21 protein-coding genes are annotated in these 15,831 nt (G+C 71.4%); 12 read left to right on the plus strand and 9 right to left on the minus strand.

Going from position 1 to position 15,831, the window contains the following annotated elements; all coding sequences use genetic code 11:
* Window positions 1-132 precede the first annotated feature (132 nt).
* From ABH941_RS21720 to ABH941_RS21735, 4 genes are all read left to right on the plus strand, one after another.
* On the plus strand, window positions 133-834 hold the full coding sequence (locus tag ABH941_RS21720) for a DUF2993 domain-containing protein (RefSeq protein WP_370131071.1): 702 nt from the start codon (window positions 133-135) through the stop codon (window positions 832-834).
* A 212-nt stretch (window positions 835-1,046) separates the two neighbouring features.
* The gene (locus tag ABH941_RS21725) at window positions 1,047-1,127 is read left to right on the plus strand and encodes an Ms5788A family Cys-rich leader peptide (protein WP_369405619.1); all 81 of its coding nucleotides are present in this window, start codon (window positions 1,047-1,049) and stop codon (window positions 1,125-1,127) included.
* Window positions 1,128-1,304: 177 nt separating this feature from the next.
* A complete protein-coding gene (locus tag ABH941_RS21730) occupies window positions 1,305-2,147 on the plus strand; it encodes a sulfurtransferase (protein ID WP_370131072.1) in 843 nt (280 codons plus the stop codon).
* Between the two features lie 29 nt (window positions 2,148-2,176).
* Window positions 2,177-2,467, plus strand: a complete 291-nt coding sequence (locus ABH941_RS21735; RefSeq protein ID WP_134002064.1) for a DUF1416 domain-containing protein — start codon at window positions 2,177-2,179, stop codon at window positions 2,465-2,467.
* Window positions 2,468-2,591: 124 nt separating this feature from the next.
* Here the strand turns inward: ABH941_RS21735 and ABH941_RS21740 are convergent, their stop codons facing one another.
* Window positions 2,592-2,954, minus strand: coding sequence for a DsrE family protein (locus ABH941_RS21740; RefSeq protein WP_370131073.1), 363 nt, complete (start codon window positions 2,952-2,954; stop codon window positions 2,592-2,594).
* Between the two features lie 214 nt (window positions 2,955-3,168).
* On the opposite strand from ABH941_RS21740, the gene ABH941_RS21745 reads away from it, so the two are divergent.
* From ABH941_RS21745 to ABH941_RS21755, 3 genes are all read left to right on the plus strand, one after another.
* Window positions 3,169-3,762, plus strand: a complete 594-nt coding sequence (locus tag ABH941_RS21745; RefSeq protein ID WP_370131074.1) for an FABP family protein — start codon at window positions 3,169-3,171, stop codon at window positions 3,760-3,762.
* Between the two features lie 95 nt (window positions 3,763-3,857).
* On the plus strand, window positions 3,858-4,304 hold the full coding sequence (locus tag ABH941_RS21750) for a Fur family transcriptional regulator (RefSeq protein ID WP_134002058.1): 447 nt from the start codon (window positions 3,858-3,860) through the stop codon (window positions 4,302-4,304).
* Window positions 4,301-5,290: a folate-binding protein YgfZ gene (locus ABH941_RS21755; protein ID WP_370131076.1), complete on the plus strand. Its 990-nt coding sequence runs from the start codon at window positions 4,301-4,303 to the stop codon at window positions 5,288-5,290. The genes ABH941_RS21750 and ABH941_RS21755 overlap by 4 nt, the downstream gene beginning before the upstream one ends.
* 21 nt (window positions 5,291-5,311) lie before the next feature.
* Here the strand turns inward: ABH941_RS21755 and dtd are convergent, their stop codons facing one another.
* Window positions 5,312-5,737 (minus strand): D-aminoacyl-tRNA deacylase, encoded by a 426-nt coding sequence (gene dtd, locus ABH941_RS21760; protein ID WP_370131077.1) that lies wholly within the window; start codon window positions 5,735-5,737, stop codon window positions 5,312-5,314.
* A gap of 251 nt (window positions 5,738-5,988) precedes the next feature.
* On the opposite strand from dtd, the gene ABH941_RS21765 reads away from it, so the two are divergent.
* Both ABH941_RS21765 and ABH941_RS21770 read left to right on the plus strand, forming a co-directional pair.
* A complete protein-coding gene (locus tag ABH941_RS21765) occupies window positions 5,989-6,516 on the plus strand; it encodes an ABC transporter substrate-binding protein (protein WP_370131078.1) in 528 nt (175 codons plus the stop codon).
* Window positions 6,517-6,522: 6 nt separating this feature from the next.
* Window positions 6,523-7,512, plus strand: coding sequence for an asparaginase (locus ABH941_RS21770; protein ID WP_370131079.1), 990 nt, complete (start codon window positions 6,523-6,525; stop codon window positions 7,510-7,512).
* 143 nt (window positions 7,513-7,655) lie between these two features.
* Here the strand turns inward: ABH941_RS21770 and ABH941_RS21775 are convergent, their stop codons facing one another.
* A complete protein-coding gene (locus ABH941_RS21775) occupies window positions 7,656-8,174 on the minus strand; it encodes a YbjN domain-containing protein (protein ID WP_370131281.1) in 519 nt (172 codons plus the stop codon).
* Window positions 8,175-8,207: 33 nt separating this feature from the next.
* A complete protein-coding gene (mshA, locus tag ABH941_RS21780) occupies window positions 8,208-9,497 on the minus strand; it encodes a D-inositol-3-phosphate glycosyltransferase (protein ID WP_370131282.1) in 1,290 nt (429 codons plus the stop codon).
* Window positions 9,498-9,665: 168 nt separating this feature from the next.
* Between mshA and ABH941_RS21785 the strand changes: the two genes are divergently transcribed.
* Window positions 9,666-10,514 carry a class I SAM-dependent methyltransferase gene (locus ABH941_RS21785; protein WP_370131080.1) on the plus strand — a complete coding sequence of 283 codons (849 nt, stop codon included), beginning with the start codon at window positions 9,666-9,668 and terminating at the stop codon, window positions 10,512-10,514.
* 388 nt (window positions 10,515-10,902) lie between these two features.
* On the opposite strand, the gene ABH941_RS21790 is transcribed toward ABH941_RS21785, so the two are convergent.
* The gene (locus tag ABH941_RS21790) at window positions 10,903-11,436 is read right to left on the minus strand and encodes an O-acetyl-ADP-ribose deacetylase (protein WP_370131081.1); all 534 of its coding nucleotides are present in this window, start codon (window positions 11,434-11,436) and stop codon (window positions 10,903-10,905) included.
* A gap of 251 nt (window positions 11,437-11,687) precedes the next feature.
* On the opposite strand from ABH941_RS21790, the gene ABH941_RS21795 reads away from it, so the two are divergent.
* A complete protein-coding gene (locus ABH941_RS21795; protein WP_134002044.1) occupies window positions 11,688-13,001 on the plus strand; it encodes a PP2C family protein-serine/threonine phosphatase in 1,314 nt (437 codons plus the stop codon).
* Window positions 13,002-13,098: 97 nt separating this feature from the next.
* Here the strand turns inward: ABH941_RS21795 and ABH941_RS21800 are convergent, their stop codons facing one another.
* From ABH941_RS21800 to ABH941_RS21815, 4 genes are all read right to left on the minus strand, one after another.
* Window positions 13,099-13,479, minus strand: coding sequence for a DUF2516 family protein (locus ABH941_RS21800; protein ID WP_347879432.1), 381 nt, complete (start codon window positions 13,477-13,479; stop codon window positions 13,099-13,101).
* A gap of 136 nt (window positions 13,480-13,615) precedes the next feature.
* Window positions 13,616-14,191, minus strand: a complete 576-nt coding sequence (locus tag ABH941_RS21805) for a hypothetical protein (RefSeq protein ID WP_370131082.1) — start codon at window positions 14,189-14,191, stop codon at window positions 13,616-13,618.
* Complete coding sequence (locus ABH941_RS21810) at window positions 14,175-14,612, minus strand: helix-turn-helix domain-containing protein (RefSeq protein ID WP_370131083.1); 438 nt, start codon at window positions 14,610-14,612, stop codon at window positions 14,175-14,177. The genes ABH941_RS21805 and ABH941_RS21810 overlap by 17 nt, the downstream gene beginning before the upstream one ends.
* Window positions 14,613-14,697: 85 nt before the next feature.
* Window positions 14,698-15,279, minus strand: coding sequence for a TetR/AcrR family transcriptional regulator (locus tag ABH941_RS21815; RefSeq protein WP_370131084.1), 582 nt, complete (start codon window positions 15,277-15,279; stop codon window positions 14,698-14,700).
* A gap of 91 nt (window positions 15,280-15,370) precedes the next feature.
* Between ABH941_RS21815 and ABH941_RS21820 the strand changes: the two genes are divergently transcribed.
* Window positions 15,371-15,817: a DUF1772 domain-containing protein gene (locus ABH941_RS21820; protein WP_370131085.1), complete on the plus strand. Its 447-nt coding sequence runs from the start codon at window positions 15,371-15,373 to the stop codon at window positions 15,815-15,817.
* The last annotated feature ends 14 nt before the right edge of the window (window positions 15,818-15,831 follow it).

A 15,831-nucleotide genomic window follows, 5' to 3' on the forward strand; every position in this document is an offset into this window, starting at 1 on the left:
CTGTCCTTTCACTCAGCTTCTACCGGCGGGGTCCCGTCAGCGGAACCTTTCCGCCTCGGGGTTTCGTGGGGGTCCGGGGGGTCGCTCCCCGGAAAATTTGGAGCAGGCATGTCCGTCCAAGGGAGGACTTCCATGCGCGCCGCGCGCCGACTGCTGATCGTCCTGATCGTCCTGGCCGCCCTGTTCGTCGCGGCCGACCGGATCACCCTGCACTTCGCCGAGAGCCAGGCCGCGAGCAGGATCCAGTCCCAGCGGAACCTGTCGCAGAAGCCGAGCGTCAGCATCGAGGGCTTCCCCTTCCTGACCCAGCTCGCCTCCAAGAAGTTCGACGAGATCAAGCTGAGCGCCGCCGCCCTGACCGTGAACGACGGCAAGGGCGGCCCCGACATCCGCCTGCAGAACTTCCGTATCGACGCCAGGAACGTGAAGGTCACCGGCAGCTACAGCGGGATCTTCGCGGGCAGCGGCACCGGGACCGCCCGGATCTCCTACGCGGACCTCTCCGCCGCGCTGCCCAACAAGGTCACCGTCGCCTACGGCGGCAGCCCGGGGAAGGTGAAGGTCTCCGGCAAGGTCGACCTGCCGGTGCTGGGGGCGCAGCAGGTCTCCGGCACCGCCGACATCGTCGTGGTGAACGGGACCGGCATCAGCCTGACCAACATCAGCGGGATCACCGGGGTCGACCCGACCGTGGCCGACCTGGTCTCGTCCTTCCTCCAGCCGCAGTTGGCGCTCGCCGGTCTGCCCAGCGGGCTCAGGCTGGAGTCGGTGCAGCCGGGCCCGGACGGCATCGACGTCACGGTCTCCGGCACCAACGTCTCGCTCAGCAAGTGAGGGTCGTGCAGAGAGGCCGTCCCGATCTGCGAGACGCGGTGTCCATGCCCGTCTCGCGGATCGGCGGAACACCCCTCCCGGGATCCCCCGCACCCCCGTCCGCAACCGGCCGGATCCACCCCCGTCGCCATTGATACCGCCATACGGACAGTTTTATCCCAGCATTCAAGACGGCGATGACAGCACGCGCTCCGTTCCCTAGCATCGAAGCCATGAAGCGACAGGCGGATCTCACGAAGCGGCGGGCGGTAGACCTGTGCCGCGTGGCCGCCTGCCTCTGTCGAATGCGCTGACAGGGCGCCACTCGTCCGTTCCAGGACGGTTCGCTCGCAGGCCGCGGGGCCGGCCCAGCCCGCCCACCGCATGAATCTCGCAGACCACTGCCGCGCTGTCCCACGATCCGGACTCCCCTCCGGACACACGTCCGCGCGGCGCCGCTCTTCCGCAACTGCCCCGGATGGAGAATCCCCATGAGCCGCAGTGACGTCCTGGTAAGCGCCGACTGGGTCCAGGACCACCTGGACGACCCGAAGGTCGTCGTCGTCGAGGTCGACGAGGACACCGCCGCGTACGACAAGAACCACATCCGCAACGCCGTCCGGATCGACTGGAAGAAGGACCTCCAGGACCCGGTCCGCCGCGACTTCGTGGACCAGGCCGGCTTCGAGGCCCTGCTGTCCGCCAAGGGCATCGCCAACGACGACACCGTCGTGCTCTACGGCGGCAACAACAACTGGTTCGCCTCCTACGCGTTCTGGTACTTCAAGCTGTACGGCCACGGCGACGTCCGCCTGCTGGACGGCGGCCGCAAGAAGTGGGAGCTCGACTCCCGCGACCTGGTCGACGGCTCCGCGGTCCCCGAGCGCGCCGCCACCGAGTACAAGGCGCAGGCCCAGGACGCCTCGATCCGCGCCTTCCGTGACGACGTCGTCGCCGCGATCGGCGCCAAGAACCTGGTCGACGTCCGCTCGCCCGACGAGTTCTCCGGCCGCCTGCTCGCCCCCGCTCACCTTCCGCAGGAGCAGTCGCAGCGTCCGGGCCACGTCCCGACCGCCCGCAACATCCCGTGGTCCAAGAACGCCAACGACGACGGCACCTTCAAGTCGGACGACGAGCTCAAGGCCCTCTACGAGGACGAGAACGTCGACCTGTCGAAGGACACCATCGCCTACTGCCGCATCGGCGAGCGCTCCGCGCTCACCTGGTTCGTGCTGCACCAGCTGCTCGGCCAGACCAACGTCAAGAACTACGACGGTTCCTGGACCGAGTACGGCAGCCTCGTCGGCGTCCCGATCGAGCTCGGCTCCAACTGACCCCCCTGAAGGCCTGAAGGAGAACAAACATGTGTGGAGCGAAGGCCGGCGGCCCCGAACTGGCAGGAGTTGACGTGGCGAGCGAGACCATCATCCAGGGTTCGGTGACCCGCGACGGCGAGCCCGTCAACGGCTACGTCCGTCTGCTCGACGAAGGCGGCGAGTTCACCGCTGAGGTGCCGACCTCCGCGACCGGACAGTTCCGCTTCTTCGCCGCCCCCGGCACCTGGACGCTCCGCGCCCTGGTGCCCGGCGCGACGGTCGACCGCGTGGTCGCCGCCCAGCAGGGCGCTGTGGCCGAGGTCGCCATCGCCGTCTGACCAGCACCCGACCCAACGGCGAAGCCCTGCCCCGGAAACCCGGCGCGGGGCTTCGCCGCTTTTGTCCTCAGGGGCGCGAGGCTGTGCTTGATCAAAGGCGCGCGCGCTCAGCCAAAGCAGACCGTCAGTAAACCAGCGCCTGCACCCCGTCCCCCATCACCTCACTGACGAACACCTGCGCGCCGGCAATCCGAACCCCCTCCAAAACATCCGCGGCCCCGATCCCGCGTCGGGCGGCACACTGCGTACACAGCGTCACCTGCCCCCCAGCGAGCACCGCGTCGAGCAGCTCAGGCAGCGGCGCCGCATGAGGAAGCTCGAACTCCGCAGCCCGTCCTGGCAGGGCGAACCACGCTGATTCCCCGGTGAGCCACAGCGACACCTCCACCCCGCTCGCGACGGCGACCGCCGCCACCGTGAACGCCTGCGAGCACCGCTCCGGCGCGTCCGCTCCCGCGGTGACCTTGATGACCAGCTTCTTCGACATACCGCCACCCTAGATACCCAGGCGTGGCGGGGCTCACCGCGAGTGCCCGCCGTCCGGCGACTAGAATCGGCGGGAGACCCTTCCCCTCCCCCGAGGAGCACGCGCGTGTCCAGCCTTGAGTACTTCTTCGACGGCCTGCTGATCGTCATCGCACTCGCCGTCGTCTGGTTCACCGTGTTCTCGGTGAAGAAGCTCTACCAGGGCCAGCGCTGACATGGTCGCCAGGATCGAGGTCCCGTCCGGCCTGCACCAGGACGTCGTCTCGTTGGCCTTCCTGCTGGGCACCTGGGAAGGGGCCGGGGTGCACGACTTCCCCGGCGCGGAGAAGTGCAACTTCGGCCAGGAGGTCGTGTTCCGCCACGACGGCCGCGCGTTCCTGGAGTACCGCTCCCGCAGCTGGGTGCTGGACGCCGAGGGCAACAAGCTGCGTCCGCTGGAGAGCGAGACCGGTTTCTGGCGGGTCACCAGCAACCAGCACGGCACCGCAGGCGCCCGCGAGGTGGAATTCTCCTCGGTCCGCGACGACGGCACCGTGGAGATCTGGTACGGCGAGCTGGCCGACGGCAAGCCGCAGATCGAGCTGGCCACCGACGCGGTCGCCCGGATCGAGGGCGCGGCCCCGTACAGCGGCGGCAAGCGCCTGTACGGGCTGGTCAACGGCGAGCTGATGTGGGTGGGTGAGAAGTCCGCCCCCGAGGTTCCGCTGCGTCCCTACATGTCGGGCCAGCTCAAGAAGGTGCTGAACCCGGCGCAGCTGGTCCAGGACGTCTCCGACCTCCCGGACGACGGCATCGCCTTCTTCCGCTGAACCACAGGTCCGAGCCGCTCGCTCCCCGCCCGCGCCCCCATAGACTCGGGGTGCGGGCTTGTGGGCCGCAGATCGGCGGGCAGAGGGGCGACGTGGTGAGCGGCATCGACTGGCAGACGGATCTGAGAGCGCGCGGGTACCGGCTCACCCCGCAGCGCCAGCTCGTACTGCAGGCCGTGGACACCCTGGGCCACGCCACCCCCGACGACGTCCTCACCGAGGTCCGCCGCACCGCGACCGGCGTCAACATCTCCACGGTCTACCGCACGCTGGACCTGCTGGAGGAGCTCGGACTGGTCTCGCACGCCCATCTGGGCCACGGCGCGCCCACCTACCACCTGGCCGACCGGCACCAGCACATGCACCTGGTCTGCCGGGACTGCGAGAAGGTCACCGAGACCGATGTGTCGCTCGCGGCGCCGTTGGTGGAATCACTGAGGGCCAGCCATGGTTTCGAGACTGACGTGAAGCACTTCGCCATCTTCGGCCGCTGTGCCGACTGCTGCCGCAAGACCGGCCCGACCGAGGACGCTGACCAGTGACGACCACGCAGACCACCCCCGCCAGTCCGCTGCTGACCACCCTCCGCGGCGCTGTCGCCGCCGACGGCGTGGACGCTCCGGTCGCCGCGCACTACGGCGAGCTCTCCCGCGAGCAGCGCGAGCTCGTCGCCGGGCGGGGCTTCGTCGACCTGTCGCACCGCGGCGTGGTCACCGTCAGCGGCCCCGACCGGCTGAGCTGGCTGCATCTGCTGCTGACCCAGCACGTCAGCGAGCTGCCGCCGCAGCAGGCGACCGAGGCGCTGATCCTCTCCCCGCACGGCCACATCGAGCATGCGCTCTACCTGGTCGACGACGGCGCCACCACCTGGATCCACGTCGAGCCGGGGACCCAGGGCGAGTTGGTGGCCTACCTGGAGAAGATGAAGTTCTTCAACCAGGTCGAGGTCGCCGACGCCACCGCCGACTACGCGGTGGTGCACCTCCCGGCCGGCTCCACGGCCTCGGCCGCCGGCGCCGCCGCCGTCCGTGAGCTGCCCTACGGCCGCGACCTGTTCCTGCCGCGCGCCGAACTGGCCGCGCTGACGGCGGGCTTCGGGTCGCCGTCCGGGCTGTGGGCCTACGAGGCGCTGCGGATCGAGGCGCACCGGCCGCGGCTGGGCTTCGAGACCGACCACCGCACCATCCCGCACGAGCTGGGCTGGCTGGAGACCGCGGTGCACCTGCAGAAGGGCTGCTACCGGGGCCAGGAGACGGTGGCCCGGGTGCACAACCTGGGCCGTCCGCCGCGCCGGCTGGTCTTCCTGCACCTGGACGGCAGCATGGAGGTGCTGCCGCCGCACGGCGCCGAGGTGCGGCTCGCCGCGGACGGCGCCGAAGGCCGTCCGGTCGGCTTCGTCACCTCCTCGGCGCGGCACCACGAGCTCGGCCCGGTGGCGCTGGCGCTGGTGAAGCGGAACACGCCGGTGGACGCCCCGCTGCTGGCCGGCACGGTGCCGGCCGCGCAGGAGGTCGTCGTCCCGCAGTAGCCCCTGCCGTGCCGGTAGGGCTCAGAACTCCAGCAGCACCGTGAACGGGCCGTCGTTCACCAGCGCGACCTTCATGTCCGCGCCGAACCGGCCCGTCTCCACGGTCGCGCCCAGCGCCCGCAGCTGCGCCACCACCTCGTCCACCAGCGGCTCGGCGACCGGCCCCGGCGCGGCGGCGTTCCAGGTGGGGCGGCGGCCCTTGCGGGCGTCGCCGTAGAGGGTGAACTGACTGATCACCAGCAGCGGGGCGTCCAGGTCGGAGCAGGACTTCTCGCCCTCCAACACCCGGAGGGACCACAGCTTGCGGGCGAGCAGCGCCGCCTGCTCGGCGGTGTCCTCGTGGGTGACCCCGACCAGGACGCAGAGCCCCGGGCCGAGGATGGACCCCACCACCTCCCCGTCGACGGTCACCTTTGCCTCGGTCACGACCTGAGCCACAGCACGCATGGCCCCATTCTGGGGCAGGCCCCGGCTGCTCCGACCAGGGGGGCTTGCAGGATCGTCCGCGCGCCCCATCGCCACCCTGCGCCAGGGCGTTGCGCAGGGAATATGCACCGGTCGTATGAGCCACCCGAATTCGCCAGGGGGTTCGTTGCGGCCGATTGGGTGCAGCTCGCCTGCGCCGGGCAGGTAGGGAGTGGGAGCATGCGAACTGAACCTGCTGGCTGAGCGTGCGGCGCGGGACGGACGATTTCGGGATGGCGAGTGTGGTGGGCGAAAGGTACGACCAGGAAACGGATCGCATCGGGGGTCTGGGCCTGGAGGAGCTGCGGACGCTGCGCCGCCAGGCGCAGGAGGACGAGGCCGACCTCTCCTACCTCCGTCGGCTGCTGCACGGCCGGGTGGACATCCTGCGCGCCGAGCTGACCCGCCGCAGCGGGCGGACCGCGGCCGCGGACACCCTTCTGGAGCAGCTGGCCGTGATCCTCACCGACCTGCCCTCCCAGGTCCGCAACTCGGCCCGGCACCTCACCCTGAACACCCCGCGCAGCGAGGAGTTCCAGGCCCTCGCCGACGAACTGATGGACGATGTGGCCCTCGCCGACCTGGAGTCGCAGTCGGACGCGGCGCTGCAGGCGGCCTGTATCAGGCTCACCGCCCATGAGCGCATGCTCTCGGGCCGCCGCCAGGGGCTGCAGCGGACGGTGGACGGTTGCAGCGCGGAGATCACCCGCAGGTACCGTGAGGGGGAAGCGCGCGTCGACGATCTGCTCTCCGGAGGCTGAACCACCATGAACACCCAGGCCACCCCGGTCATACCGCGGCCCCCCGTTCCCGACACGGCGGTGCTCGCCGAGGTGGTCCGCTCGGGCTTCACCGAGGGACGCCACCGCGGCTCCCTGGTGGTCCTGGCGGCCGACGGCTCGGTGGAGTTCGCGCTGGGCGTCCCCGACCTGCCGGTCTTCCCGCGCTCCAGCAACAAGCCGATGCAGGCGGCGGCGATCCTGCACACCGGTCTCCGCCTCGACGGCGAGCTGCTGGCGCTGGCGGCGGCCAGCCACTCCGGGGAATCGTTTCACCTGGACGGCGTCCGCAAGATCCTGGCCGGCGCCGGGCTCACCGAGCAGGCGCTGCAGACCCCGCCCTCGCTACCGCTGGACCCGGCCGAGTCGGAGGCCTGGATCCGCTGCGGCGGCCACCCCGAGCCGATCCTGATGGACTGCTCCGGCAAGCACGCCGCCATGCTGGCGACCTGTGTGGCCAACGGCTGGGACACCGGCTCCTACCTGGAGCTGGAACACCCGGTCCAGCAGCAGGCCCTGGCCACCGTGCAGCAGCTCAGCGGCGAGCGGGTCACCGCGATAGGCACCGACGGCTGCGGTGCGCCGCTGATGGCCGTCAGCCTCACCGGGCTGGCCCGCGCCTTCCGCGCCATCGCCCTCGCCGACCCCGGCACCCCCGAGCGCCGGGTCGCCGACGCGATGCGGGCCCACCCGGAGTACGTGGCCGGCACCCGTCGCATCGACACCTGGCTGATGCGCGGCATCCCGGGGGCGATCGCCAAGATGGGCGCCGAGGCGGTCCAGGCGGTGGCCCTCGACGACGGCCGGGCGCTGGCCTTCAAGATCGAGGACGGCGGATACCGGGCCGTCGGCCCGGTCCTCGCCGCCGCGCTCCGCCGCATGGGCGTAGGCGCCGCGGGGGACGCCCTCGGCCGCATCGCCTCGGCCCCGCTCTACGGCGGCGGCCACCCGGTTGGCGAGGTCCGCGCGGCGTTCTGAGGGTTTGCTTTGCGGCTGCGGCGTGTGCCTGGCTGGTCGCGCAGTTCCCCGCGCCGCTGAGGTGATGCAACTGAGCCAGTTGCAATCGCTAGGGGCGCGGGGAACTGCGCGAGCAACCAGGCACACGCCGCAGCCGAAAACCCTCAGGACCGCCCCTCGCCGGTCAGCCGGGTGAACGCCTCCAGATTGCGGGTGGACTCGCCGCGCTTGGTGCGCCACTCCCACTCGCGCTTGATCGCCGTGGCGAACCCCAGCTCCAGCAGGGTGTTGAAAGGCTCGTCCGCATTGCTGAGCACCGAGCCCAGCAGCCGGTCCACCTCGTCCGGCGTCACCGCCGCCAGCGGCAGCCGGCCGGCCAGGTAGACGTCGCCGAGCCGGTCGATCGCATAGGCGATCCCGTACAGGCGGGTGTTGCGTTCCAGCAGCCAGCGGTAGAACGCCTCGTGGTTCTCGTCGGGGTGGCGGACCACGAAGGCGTTGATGCTGAGGGTGTGCTCGCCGACCCGCAGTGAGCAGGTGGTGGACAGCTTCCGGGTGCCCGGCAGGGTCGCCACGAAGGTGTACGGGTCGCCGGAGGGCTGCTCCCAGGCCACTCCGGCGTCGTCCAGTGCCGACCGCAGTACGTCCACCGCCCGCGCGCGGGCCGAGTCCTCGTTGTCCATGCCCTGATCGATGCCCTGATCCATGCCCTGACGTTATCGCGCAGTACCCATTGCCTCGCGGTACACCTCGATCGTCTCCGCGGCCGCATTGGTCCAGCCGAAGTTGGCGGCGTGGCAGGCGGCGGCCGCGCCCATCCGCAGGCCCAGCCCCGGGGCGTCGACCAGTCGGTGCAGCGTGTGGGCCCACTCGCTGGGGTCGTGGCCCTTCACCAGGAAGCCGGTCTCGCCGTCGCGCACGGCCACCGGCAGGCCGCCGACGGAGGCCGCGACCACGGGGGTGCCGCAGGCCTGGGCCTCCAGGGCGACCAGTCCGAAGGACTCGCTGTAGGAGGGCATCACCAGGGCGCTGGCGGCGCGGTACCAGTCGGCGAGTTCGGTCTGGCAGACCGGGGGATGGAACCGGACCACATCGGATATGCCGAGCTGGGCGGCGAGTTTGTGCAGGCTCTCGGGCCGGGCCAGGCCGCTGCCGCTGGGTCCGCCGACGACGGGGACCACCAGCCGGTCGCGCAGTGAGGGGTCCCGCTCCAACAGCTCGGCCACGGCCTTCAGCAGTACGTCGGGGGCCTTGAGCGGCTGGATCCGCCCGGCGAAGAGCAGCACCGTCGCGTCCACCGGGAGGCCGAGCCGGCCCCGGATCTCGGCGCGCGCGGCCGTCGCCGCGCGGGCGCCGCTATGGTCCACCGCGTCGCCGACCGTGCCGACCGGCGTCGCCGTGGCGGGCCGGAAGACCTCCAGGTTCACCCCGGGGTGCACCACGGAGAGCTGGCCGGCGCGGGCGCCGTAGTGCTCGGCCAGCTCGTGCGCCTCCTCGGTGGTGTTGGCGATGAGACGGTCGGCGGCCTCCACGACCTGGCTCTCGCCGATGATCCTGGCGGCGGGCTCGGGGGTGTCGCCGACGGCGAGGGCGGCGTTCTTGACCTTGGCCATGGTGTGCATGGTGTGGACCAGTGGGACGCCCCAGCGCTCCGCGGCCAGCCAGCCGACCTGTCCGGAGAGCCAGTAGTGCGAGTGCACCAGGTCGTAGTAGCCGGGCCGGTAGCCCGCCTCGGCGCGGAGCACCCCGTGGGTGAAGGCGCAGAGCTGCGCGGGCAGGTCCTCCTTCATCAGCCCCTCGAAGGGGCCGGCCGTGACATGCCGGACCAGCACGCCGGGTGCCAGCTCCACGGTGGGCGGCAGGTCGGACCCGGTGGCCCGGGTGAAGATCTCCACCTCGACGCCGAGATCGGCCAGCCGTTTGGAGAGCTCGACGATGTAGACGTTCATGCCCCCCGCGTCACCCGTTCCCGGCTGGTGCAGCGGGGAAGTGTGCACACTCAGCATTGCCACGCGGGCAGGGCGCAGGGTCACCGCTCGTCCTTTCGCTCCGGCTCCGGCCGCAGCGCGACCCGTCAACAGAGGGGCAACAGCGTCCGGCCTCGGCTGATTCCCCCTGCTCAGGATGGACTGCCGCCGGTGTCCGCGTACTGCCGCCCGCGTACGCTGCCTGACATGCGTGTACGTACAGCGGGCGGCCGGTCGGCGCGGCCGGCGCGGCCGGTGGGGGCGGTGACCCGGGGTACCACCAATCCCAACCGTCTGCGCCGTATGGACCGCTGGATCGCGGCGGAGCTCGCCCCGGCGCTCCGGGCCGCGGACGCGCCCCCGGTCGCGGTCGACCTCGGCTACGGCGCGGCTCCCTGGACGGCCGTGGAGCTGCGCAGCAGGCTGGCGGCGGTCCGGCCGGACGTACGGGTGGTCGGGATCGAGATCGAACCGGAACGGGTCGCCGTCGCCCAGCGCTATGCGAGCCCGCCGGAGCTGACCTTCCGGCGAGGCGGCTTCGAGATCCCGCTGGACGGCGCGGGCGGTGCGCCGGGGCCCGGTGGCGCGCTGCTGATCCGGGCCGCGAACGTGCTGCGCCAGTACGAGGAGGCCCAGGTCGCGGACGCCTGGGCGCTGCTCCGGGCCCGGCTGGCGCCGGGCGGGCTGCTGGTCGAGGGCACCTGCGACGAGATCGGCCGCCGCCATGTCTGGGTGGCCCTGGACCGCGAGGGCCCCCGCACGGTGACCTTCGCGGCCCGCCTGGGCGGCCTGGACCGACCGTCCGACCTGGCCGAACGGCTGCCCAAGGCGCTGATCCACCGCAATGTCCCGGGCGAGCCGGTGCACGCCTTCCTCCGCGACCTGGACCGCGCCTGGGCCGCGGCCGCGCCCTACGCCGACTTCGGGGCGCGGCAGCGCTGGATCGCCGCCGCCCGCGCGGTGTCCGCCGACTGGCCGGTGGTCGGAGGCCCGCGCCGCTGGCGGCTGGGAGAGCTGACGGTCCGTTGGGAAGCGGTCGCACCGGCGCTGCCCTGACGGTCCGTCAGCTCTGGAGGTGCGCGATGCCCCTACGCCGCCGCCCAGGTCGGCCACCCCTACATCTGGGGCGGCACCGGGCCGTTCGATTCCGCGTACTGCCCCACGTCCCGGTGGTGCAGCTGCGCCCCGGTGATCTGATCATCTATTTCCCGGATGCCAGCCATGTGGCGCTCCGCGGGGGCGACGGCGCGATCGTCCAGTGCCCCGCACCCGGGTGCGAAGGTCGAGCTCTCGGCCGCCGGCTCGATGCCCGTTCCGGGGGTCGTCCGACCCGACTGGCAGGTGGTACGAACCACTTTCACTCGAACGAGTTATCGAATATTTATGGCGTGTTGACGCCCGTTCAGGCCACCATGGACCCATGCCCCAAGCCCGGTCCCGTGCATCACAGGCCCAACTCCAGGCGCACGGACTCGAACACCCCGAACGCGTCAGCCCCGAACAGCACGAACCGCACCTCGGCCACCCGGCTTCCGGTTCCCAGAGCCACCTCCCGCACCGTCCGCAGCGCGATCCTCGCGGCGTCGTCCGCCGGCCAGCCGTAGACGCCGGTCGAGACGGCCGGCATCGCCACCGTCCGCGCGCCCAGCTCGTCCGCGACCCGCAGCGATTCGCGGTAGCAGGAGGCCAGCAAGGCGGCCCGGCCCGGATCCTGCGCCGCGTACACCGGCCCGACGGTGTGGATGACCCAGCGCGCCGGCAGCCTCCCGGCGGTCGTCGCCACGGCCTGCCCGGTCGCCAGTCCCTTGCCGTAGTGCGACGCCCGCAGCGCCCGACAGGCCGCCAGGATCTCCGGCCCGCCCTTCCGATGAATGGCGCCATCGACCCCGCCACCACCCAGCAGCGACGAATTGGCCGCATTGACCACTGCGTCCACCGCCTGCTCGGTGATATCACCCTGAATCGACGTGATCTCCATCACGCACTCCTCTCGATAGGTCGCACGCTACCGCCCCAGGCCCCGCGCGGGCTCCGGGATATCTGCAGCCCCATGAGTCCCGCCGCAGGCCACAGGGATCCCGGGTCACTTCGTCGGGCCGGCGCCACGGAGTGCGAAGGGCCTGTGGAGATCACGTTAGGGTCACGGGAACAGGGCAGGTTCGTGGTGTCTTATGGGCACTGCTTCCGCCGGTCAACCGTTGCACAGCCAGGGAGAGGGAGGTATCGCTGATGCCCGCGATCGAACGCGCGCACGACCCGCAGTCGAGCACGGCCAGTCCGCGACCGATACCGCGCCCGCGCCCTGCCACGGTGGCTACCGCTCCGCTCCCGGCCCCGGTGACCCCGGCCGGCGGCGTCCTCTCCGTGCTGCTCATCGACGACAGCCCGCAGGACGCCGAGGCGTTCCACAACCTCCTCGCCGAGGTCGGCCCCGAGGTGCAGCTCCGCTGGGCCCGCACCCTCGACGCCGGCACGGCCATGCTCAACGCCGACACCGCCTGCGTCCTGCTCGACCTCGAACTCCCGGACGGCGGCGGCCTGGACGGCCTGCGCCGACTGCTGCGCCGCGCACCCCGTACCGCCGTGCTCGCCGTCACCAGCACCGCCGACGTGCACCTGGGCGCGGCCGCGGTCGCGGCCGGCGCGCAGGACTTCCTGGTCAAGCAGGAGATCGACGGCCGGCTGCTGACCCGCGCCGTCCGCTACGCCGTCGAACGCAAGCGGGCGGACGAGTCCCAGCGCAGGCTGGTCGAGGCCGAGCTGCGCGGCCAGGAGAACGCCCGCCTGCAGCGGCATCTGCTGCCCACCCCGCTGCTGGAGGGCTCGGGCCTGGCCTTTCACGCCCGCTACCGCCCCGGCCGCCGCCGCGCGCTGCTCGGTGGCGACTTCTACGACGCCGTCCGCACCGCCGACGGCACCGTCCATGTCGTCATCGGCGACGTCTGCGGCCACGGTCCGGACGAGGCCGCGCTCGGAGTCGCGCTGCGGATCGCCTGGCGCACCCTGGTCTTCGCCGGACTCCAGGGCGAGGCCCTGCTCAGCACGCTCCAGCGGGTGCTGGAGCACGAGCGCCGCAGCGAGGAGATCTTCGCGACCCTCTGCATGCTCGCGATCGAACCGGAGAGCGAGTACGCCGAGCTGCACCTCGCCGGACATCCCGCGCCGCTGCTGCTGCGCGAGGACCGCGACCCCGAACTGCTCCCGTACGACTTCGGCGGCCCGGCCCTGGGCCTGCTGCCGATGCTCGGCGACAGCGGGGAGGAGCAGTGGCCACCGCGCAAGGTCAGGCTGGGCTCGGAGTGGGGCCTGATGCTCTACACCGACGGCCTGATCGAGGGCCGGATAGGGGCGGGCACGCGCCGGCTCGGCCAGGAGGGGCTGATCGCCATGATCGGCGACCACCAGGAGAGCGGTCTGCGCGACGAACTGCTGATCGACACGGCCATGTCCGAGGTCGAGGACCTCAACGGCGGCGCGCTCGCCGACGACGTCGCCGTCCTGCTGCTCACCCGCAGCGGCAGCGCGCCGGTCACCTACGTGTAGCCGGGCCTCCGCCCGGCCCCGCCGCGGACCGCTGAGGGCCGCGGGACGCGGCGGTCACCCTCGGGGGCCATCGTCAGGGGCCGCCGTCAGGCCACGGTCACCAGGGTCCGTACGGCCCCATGTTGCTGCGGTCGTCCTTCTTGCCGCCGCCGAGGCGGCCCTTGCCGCGCCGCTGCGGCGAGATCGCCCTGATCCGGGGGCGGACGTCCACCATGTAGACGATCGCCGCCACCAGGCCGATCAGGCTGAGCATCTGGCCCAGGCCGGGCACCGCGAAGACGCTCACCGCCACCGCCAGGCCCAGCACGATCAGCCAGAACGGCTTGGTCTGCTTGTCCACGGCCCGGTAGGCGTCCTCGCGCCGGAACGCGGCGTCGATGAAGACGAACACCTTGAACACGAGCAGGGCGAGCATCAGCCACCCCAGCACATTGCTGAACCAGTCCACCAGGATGCCGCCAGCCAGTTGCTCGCCCATCACATCTCCTTAGGCCCCGCACAGTCCTGCCGGATTCTGCGGCTCATCGTCCCACGGGGCTGCCCCCGCTGGATTGAACGAAAGGAACGCGCCGGGGGTGCCCGACGCGTCCCTTTCTTCCCTGCTGACCGCGTGTTCAGGCCTTGGGCGCGCTCTTCCGCGGCGTGGTCCGCTTGGCAGCCGGCTTGGCCGGCGCCTCCGGCTCGACCGCGGCGGCGACGTCCACGGCCTTCTCGGCCGCCGTCTCGGCGACCTGGTCGACCTCGGCCGCGAAGGCGTCGGCCTTGGACTCCGCCGTGCCGGCGATGCCGACCAGCTCGTCCGCCGTCTCCTTACGCTGGCGGTCCACGACGACCTTGCCGCGCTCGGCCAGCTCGTCGTACACCTCGCGCGCCTTGACGGCCAGCTCGGCGGCCCGGCCGACCGACTGCAGCGCCAGGTCCTGGGCCTTCTCCTGCAGCGACTTGAAGTCGCTGGGCAGGCTCGACACGGTCTCGCTGACCTTGGCCTGCGCCTCGGTCAACCGCGTCTGGGCCACCTTCAGCCGGGTCGCGGCCTGCTCCTGCACGACCTTGCGGTCGGTGGCGGCAAGGGTCGCCGCCTTCTCGGGCACCTCGCGCAGCTTCTCCACCGCGAGGTCGCCGGCGCCGGCGAGCGCGTACAGCGGCGTGGGGTCCGAAAGGGTCTTGCGCAGATCATCGGTGATGGGCATGGGAGTTCCTCCCCTGGTCGGGATCTTCCTGGGTCCTGCCGGCAGGTGTCCCCGGCTCCGCCTCGGTCTCGCCCTCGTTGGCGTTCTCCTTGAGGAAGGAGTCGTAGACGGCGAGCAGCACCTGCTTCTGCCGCTCGTTGATCAGTGAGTCCGCGAAGATCGCGGCCCGGAGCTCCAGGCCGGCCTCCTCGCGTTCGTCGAGGATCCCCGCCTGCACGTACAGCGTCTCCGCCGAGATCCGCAGCGCCTTCGCGATCTGCTGCAGGATCTCCGCACTCGGCTTCCGCAACCCGCGCTCGATCTGACTGAGATACGGATTGGACACCCCTGCGGCGTCGGCGAGCTGACGCAGTGAGTACTGCGCATGCCGCCGCTGCTCACGGATGTACTCGCCGAGCGAGCCGACGTTCAGTGAGGCCATGCCTCCACCATGCACCCCCGGTGCTAACTATTGCAAGCACATCGCTTGCAACTGTGACCCATGTCGCTGTCAGGCCATGTTGCTGTCAGACCGTGGCGAGTCGGTCCACCAGCAGTTCCACCCTCGACTCGGTGTACTCCGGCGGCAGCCGTCGCGCCCGGGTCAGGGTGGCCAGTCCGTGCAGGGACGCCCAGAACAGCTCGGTGAACAGCCCCGGGTGGACGCCGTCCCCGGCGACCTCGCCGAGGCTTTCCAGCAGCGCGGCGAAGGCGTCCTTCAGTGGTTCCGGGGTGTCCTCGGCCGCGAACGCCAGGCCGCCGTCGAGCTGGAACATGGCGTCGTAGACCGCCGGGTTGCGCTCGGCGAAGTCGAGGTAGGCGCGGGCGAGGGCGGCGACCCGCTCGCGCGGGCCCTGCGCGGTCCCGCGGGTCGCGGCCCGCAGCGCCGCGGCCATCTCGGCGGCGCCCTCCAGGGCGACGGCGCCGATGATCTCGCGCTTGCCGCGGAAGTGGCTGTAGAGGACGGGCTGGCTGTACTCGATGCGCTCGGCGAGCCGGCGGGTGGTGACCGCGTCCCAGCCCTGCTGCTCGGCGAGTTCGCGGGCCGTCGCCACGATGAGGCGCTCGCGGCCCGCCCGTTCGCGCTCCTTGCGTTCCTGTACCGACATGGTGCGATCCTAGCACCGCTAGACAATCAAGCAGTAGCAGTACTAGCGTTGCCTCATCAGCTAGCAGCACTAGATTCCGGGAGGGGTCATCATGCTCGACACACTCGAGGTGCTCACCACCGTGGTCACCGGCGTGATGGTGGGGGTGGAGTTCTCCGTCGCCTTCGTCATGAACCCGATCTTCAACGCGCTTCCCCAGGACAGCGGCCAGCTCGGCCGCGCCCACGGGGGCCGGATGCTCGGCGCCATGATGCCGTTCTGGTACATCGGCTCGCTCGTCCTCGTCGCGGTCTGGGCCGCCGCCGGACGGCACCACCACGGCGCCGGCCTGGTCGTCACCGCCGGCGCGCTGCTGATCCTCAGCGTGATCATGTCGATCCTGCTGCTCGTCCCGATCAACAACCAGAGCAAGACCTGGACCCCCGAGAACCGGCCCGAGGACTGGAAGGAGCAGACGAACCGCTGGGACCGCTACCACTACATCCGTGTCGCCGTCATCACCGCCGCCTTCGCCCTGCTGGCCGCCGCCCTCACCTGACCCCGCCGACCGAG

The sequence above is a fragment of the Streptacidiphilus sp. EB103A genome (assembly GCF_041261405.1).
Classification (GTDB): Bacteria; Actinomycetota; Actinomycetes; order Streptomycetales; family Streptomycetaceae; genus Streptacidiphilus.